We start from the raw sequence: 3345 nt of genomic DNA, 5'->3' as shown, positions 1-3345 counted from the left end.
CCTCACCGACGCCCGGCTGGACGGCGCGGACCTCACCGACGCCCACCTCGACGACGCGACCCTCACCCGCGCCCAGCTGGACGGCGCGGACCTCAGCCGCGCCAGCCTGGCCGGCGCCCACCTCGACGGGGCCACTCTCACCCGCACCCAGCTGTTCGGCGCGACCCTCACCGACGCACGCCTGGACGGCGCGGACCTCACCGACATCCGGCTGGACGGCGCGGACCTCACCGACGCCCACCTCGACGACGCGGACCTCACCCGTGCCCAGCTGGCCGGCGCGAGCCTCACCCGCGCCCAGCTGACCAGAGCCACCCTCACCCGCGCCCGGCTCACCGCGGTGGACCTGATCAGCGCGCAGCTGGACGGAGCGGACCTCACCGGCGCCGATCTGGCCGCGGCGGACCTCAGCCTGGCCCAGCTGACCGGAGCGGATCTCACCCGAGCCCAGCTCGCTGAGGCGGTTCTCAGCCACGCCCGGCTGACCGGGGCGACTCTCACCGACGCCCATCTGGCCGCGGCGAACCTCACCGGCGCCCAGCTCGGCCGGGCGAACCTGACCGACGCGTGGCTAGCGAAGGCGAACCTCACCGACGCCCGCCTGGTCGAGGCGGATCTCACCGGTGCCCAGCTGGACCAGGCGAACCTCACCGGCGCCCAGCTGTACAACGCGACTCTCACCGACGCGTGGCTGGCCGACGCCACCCTCACCCGGGCCCGACTCGACGGGGCCATTCTCACCGACGCCTGGCTCGACCGGGCAGACCTCACCGACACCTGCCTGGCCGGGGCGAACCTCACCGGCGCCTACCTGGCCGGGGCGAACCTCACCCGCACCCGACTGCACGGCGCGGACCTCACCGACACCGTGCTGACGCGCGAGCAGGTGGACACGGCCTTCGGGGACGAACACACCCGGTTGCCGGCGGGACTGGCCCGGCCCCTCTCGTGGACCTCCGGCGGCACCGGATGAAGATCGTTAACAACGTTCCGCGACGGAAGGAGCGAAGGCCGTGCCGGAGCCCGTGGCGGCGCCGGGGATCGTGGTAGTCAACCAGACCTGGCGCACGCGGCACGCAGCACGCGGTGCCACCGAAGATCGTGCCGCTGCCGGGCGAACTGTTCGCATGAGGTGCGAGATGGTCGTTTCCCAGGTTCCCACGGCCGTGATGGGTCCCGGGACCGGGCGGAAGGAGACGACATGGGCACGGTGGAACGCCGTCTCACGCTGACGGGCAGGTCCGCGGTGGTGACCGGGGGCTCGCGCGGGATCGGACGGGCGATCGTCCTGCGGCTGGCACGCGACGGCGCCGACGTGGTCTTCAGCTTCCGTGACGACGGCGTGTCAGCCGCGGATGTCGCCGCCGAGGCGAAGAACCTCGGCGTACGCGCCGTGGCGGTGCGGGCCGACCAGGGAAACCTGGACCACCTGCGCCGTCTCTTCGACGAGGCGGACCGCCATCTCGACGCTCTGGACATCCTGGTCGTCAACGCGGCGATCAACCCACCGACACCGATCGCCGAGGTCACCGAGGCTGACTACGACCGGGTCATGTCGGTCAACGCCAAGGGGACGTTCTTCGCCCTGCAACTCGCCGCCGCCAGACTGCGCGACGGTGGCCGTGTCATCACCGTCTCGACCCTCAACACGGCCGTCCCGGCACCGGGCCTGGCCCTGTATGCGGGGAGCAAGGGCGCCGTCGAGCAGATCACCGCCGTGGCGTCCCGCGAACTCGGGCCCCGGGGCATCACCGTGAACTGCGTGTCCCCAGGGGCCACCGACACGGACCTGCTCAGGGCCACAAACCCGCCCGAGGCACTCGAACGGACCGCCTCACTCACGGCCCTGGGCCGCCTCGGGCAGCCCGCGGACATCGCGAACGTGGTGGCGTTCCTGGCCGGCCCCGACTCACAGTGGATCACCGGGCAGAATCTGCGGGCCACCGGCGGGCTGCTCGTCTGAAACCACGCCGCCGGCCCGGCCCACGCGACGCCGGATGTGACAGGTTGGCATCGTCACTTCCCGGACCAGTCTTGCAGGGCTTGATGCCGTGGCGTGTCACATAGCACCAGGGGTTCGAGTGCTGTTCCCCGGGGGCCGTCTCCGGGTCAGGCCGGTGTGGCCACGGCGCGGGTGGTGTCGAAATTCCACCCGGATTTTTGGCGCCGCCAACAATCATCTTGAAGCGGGCCGCTCGATCCGCCGGGCGGGAAGGCTCCCGCCCGGCGGATCGAGGGCATTTCTGCGACCAGGCCAAACCGGCGGTCACACAGAACGGAACACCGGGGCTGAAACCAGATGTTCACCGGTCGACAAAATCGGGTTCCTACTCCTTGATAAGGAGCCACGGGTCGAAGGTGGCGCGGGTGCCGTCCATCGTGAGAACCAGCGAGTACTGCTGGTAACCGGTCGTTCCGCGGGCCTCGACCCGGCCCTCCCAGTAGTCGCCGTCCGGCGTGCTGACCAGCTTCGGCACGCAGGTGCCGTCGTTGATGATCTGGCCGGTGAACTCGGCGATCTGCACGTCGTTCGACGGCGACACGGGCACGACGTTCCAGGCGACGAGCTGCCCGTCACGACAGGCGGTGCTCAGCCCCTCCTGGCCCTCGCCGCTGGAGCCGAAGTGCTTGTTCGTGTCGACGAGGTAGACATTGTCGCCCAGCGAGCCGGCGAGCGCGCCCTCGACGTCGACGACAACGAGAACATTGACCGTCTTCACGGTTCCTCCGCGCAGTGTGGGAATGTGAACGGAAGGACGCTCGCGCGATAATGATGAATTTTCTGTTTCGCGCCCTTGTTCCTTCCAGAGGGAAGAGTAGCACGATGGTGCCAGACGTCGAAGGAAGTTCTCCGTATCGGGTTGACCGGCGTACGGGAACGGTCCCACGGCATTCGAGGGCCGGTAACGGAATGTAAAGCGGCGGGGTGAGGGAACCAGGACTCGTGAAAGTCGCGCCGCGCGCCGATGCTGGTCAGCGGATATTGACGAGCCGGAAGGTGAAGCCTTCGACGAAATCCCGGGGCCCCTCGACGGCCCCCTCCCTCACCCTCGGTCACGCCCGGCGGCCTAAAGGCTGTTTCGTAACTCGGTTTGGGTGGGGTGTGGCCGGTCCGCGTGACCGGTCAGCCGGTCCGGCTGATGTTGTAGAGATGGGCGATCCCGGCCGCGGTGATCCCGAGGGTGCGGGCCTGGCGGCGGTAGTCACGCAGGATCTTCCAGGTCTTCATCCCGGCGAGGGCGTGTTCGACGCGGGCCCGGACCTTGCGGTGCACCCTGTTCAGCTCCTCCTTCCACTCCGACAGCGGCTGTCCGTCGAGGGGTTTCCGATACGGCATGATCACGT

4 protein-coding genes are annotated in these 3345 nt (G+C 69.4%); 2 read left to right on the top strand and 2 right to left on the bottom strand.

Translation table 11 applies throughout. From position 1 onward, the window contains the following. Both B056_RS35815 and B056_RS0108395 read left to right on the top strand, forming a co-directional pair. The coding region (locus B056_RS35815) for a pentapeptide repeat-containing protein (RefSeq protein ID WP_018501426.1) at positions 1-973 on the top strand (973 nt) is incomplete at its 5' end. Between the two features lie 228 nt (positions 974-1201). Further along, positions 1202-1963 carry an SDR family oxidoreductase gene (locus B056_RS0108395; protein WP_018501425.1) on the top strand — a complete coding sequence of 254 codons (762 nt, stop codon included), beginning with the start codon at positions 1202-1204 and terminating at the stop codon, positions 1961-1963. A gap of 364 nt (positions 1964-2327) precedes the next feature. Here the strand turns inward: B056_RS0108395 and makC are convergent, their stop codons facing one another. Together makC and B056_RS0108385 are read right to left on the bottom strand one after the other, a co-directional pair. After that, positions 2328-2720 carry an alpha-pore-forming tripartite toxin MakABE regulator gene (gene makC / locus B056_RS0108390; RefSeq protein ID WP_018501424.1) on the bottom strand — a complete coding sequence of 131 codons (393 nt, stop codon included), beginning with the start codon at positions 2718-2720 and terminating at the stop codon, positions 2328-2330. A gap of 404 nt (positions 2721-3124) precedes the next feature. Beyond that, on the bottom strand, positions 3125-3345 hold a 221-nt coding region (locus B056_RS0108385; RefSeq protein ID WP_018501423.1), incomplete at its 5' end, for a transposase family protein.

This window comes from Parafrankia discariae (genome assembly GCF_000373365.1).
In the GTDB taxonomy this organism is placed as follows: domain Bacteria; phylum Actinomycetota; class Actinomycetes; order Frankiales; family Frankiaceae; genus Parafrankia; species Parafrankia discariae.
Note: the sequence above shows the minus strand (reverse complement) of the source record. Positions and strands in the feature narration are given on the sequence as shown.